At 71.3% G+C, this 2,010-nt stretch carries 3 protein-coding genes; all 3 read right to left on the bottom strand.

The features are described 5' to 3' along the window. Positions 1-893: sulfate adenylyltransferase subunit 1 (locus tag ACIQI7_RS38905; protein ID WP_401119598.1), on the bottom strand; the 893-nt coding region annotated here is incomplete at its 3' end. A 2-nt stretch (positions 894-895) separates the two neighbouring features. After that, the gene (gene cysD, locus ACIQI7_RS38910; protein ID WP_401119600.1) at positions 896-1,852 is read right to left on the bottom strand and encodes a sulfate adenylyltransferase subunit CysD; all 957 of its coding nucleotides are present in this window, start codon (positions 1,850-1,852) and stop codon (positions 896-898) included. After that, on the bottom strand, positions 1,849-2,010 hold a 162-nt coding region (locus tag ACIQI7_RS38915), incomplete at its 5' end, for an adenylyl-sulfate kinase (RefSeq protein WP_401119603.1). The genes cysD and ACIQI7_RS38915, both read right to left, overlap by 4 nt.

Genomic DNA, 2,010 nt, shown 5'->3' on the forward strand with positions numbered 1-2,010 from the left:
CGGACGGTGACGGACTGGGGTGCCCAGGCGGTGTCGGTCTCCCGGCCGAGGGCGTCGATGCCGGCGACGGTGCTGGTCAGGCCGGAGGGCAGGACGGTGACGGGGTCGCCGACGCGTAGGACGCCGGAGGCGAGCTGGCCGGCGTAGCCGCGGTAGTCGGGGTGGGTCTCGGTCTGCGGGCGGATGACGTACTGGACGGGGAAGCGGGCGGGTTCGTCGCCGGGGTCGGTGCCGACGGGGACGGTTTCCAGGTGTTCCAGCAGGGTGGGGCCGCCGTACCAGTCCATGTGCGCGGACGGGTCGACGACGTTGTCCCCGGCGAGGGCGGAGATCGGGACGGCGAGGACGTCGTGGATGCCGAGTGAGGCGGCGTAGGCGGTGAACTCGGTGGCGATGGCGGCGAAGACGGGCTCCGCGTAGTCGACGAGGTCCATCTTGTTGACGGCGAGCACGACGTGGGGCACGCGCAGGAGGGCGGCGACGGCGGCGTGGCGGCGGGTCTGTTCGACGACGCCGTTGCGGGCGTCGACGAGGACGACGGCGAGTTCGGCGGTGGAGGCGCCGGTGACCATGTTGCGGGTGTACTGCACGTGGCCGGGGGTGTCGGCGAGGATGAAGCGGCGCCGGGGGGTGGCGAAGTAGCGGTAGGCGACGTCGATGGTGATGCCCTGTTCGCGTTCGGCGCGCAGGCCGTCGGTGAGCAGGGCCAGGTCGGGGGTGTGCTGGCCGCGGTTGCGGGACGCGTGCTCGACGGCTTCGAGCTGGTCGGCGAGGACGGATTTGGAGTCGTGCAGGAGTCGGCCGACGAGGGTGGACTTGCCGTCGTCGACGGAGCCGGCGGTGGCGAAGCGCAGCAGCGAGGTGGCGGTGGTGTTCTGGACGGTGGTGGTCATGGTTAGAAGTACCCCTCGCGCTTGCGGTCTTCCATCGCGGCCTCGGAGAGTTTGTCGTCGGCGCGGGTGGCGCCGCGTTCGGTGAGGCGGCTGGCGGCGATCTCGGCGATGACGGCCTGGATGGTGGTGGCGTCGGAGTCGACGGCGCCGGTGCAGGACATGTCGCCGACGGTGCGGTAGCGGATCAGGCGCCGTTCGACCGGTTCGTCGTCCTTGGGGCCGCCCCACTGGCCGGCGGTCAGCCACATGCCGCTGCGGGCGAAGACGTCGCGCTCGTGGGCGTAGTAGATCTGCGGCAGTTCGATGCCTTCGCGTTCGATGTACTGCCAGACGTCGAGCTCGGTCCAGTTGGACAGGGGGAAGACGCGTACGTGTTCGCCGACCGCGTGGCGGCCGTTGTAGAGGGACCACAGTTCGGGGCGCTGGCGGCGCGGGTCCCAGGCGCCGAACTCGTCGCGCAGGGAGAAGACGCGTTCCTTGGCGCGGGCCTTCTCCTCGTCGCGGCGGCCGCCGCCGAAGACGGCGTCGAAGCGGTTCTTGTCGATGGCGTCCAGCAGCGGCACGGTCTGCAGCGGGTTGCGGGTGCCGTCGGGGCGCTCGCGCAGCACGCCGCGGTCGATGAAGTCCTGGACGTGGGCGACGTGCAGGCGCAGGTCGTGCTCGGCTGCGACGCGGTCGCGGTAGGCGATGACCTCGGGGAAGTTGTGCCCGGTGTCGACGTGCAGCAGGGCGAAGGGCACCGGTGCGGGCGCGAAGGCCTTGAGGGCCAGGTGCAGCATGACGATGGAGTCCTTGCCGCCGGAGAACAGGATCACCGGGCGTTCGAACTCCCCCGCGACCTCGCGGAAGATGTGCACCGACTCGGCTTCCAGCGCGTCCAGGTGGGACAGCGTGAACGGCCCCCCGGCGTTCTGGTCCGGGTCGTCGGTGCGCACGTGACGGTCGGTGGCGGTGGTCATGCCAGGCCCCTCTCGGTCAGGAAGGCGTGCAGCTCGGCGGCGGACTCCGCCACGGCGCGGCCCTGCGTCTGCAGGCGCAGTTCAGGGTTGATGGGGGCCTCGTAGGGGTCGTCGACGCCGGTGAGGCCGGAGATCTCCCCGGCGGCCTGCTTGGCGTA

The organism is Kitasatospora sp. NPDC092039 (assembly GCF_044756065.1).
GTDB lineage: Bacteria > Actinomycetota > Actinomycetes > Streptomycetales > Streptomycetaceae > Kitasatospora.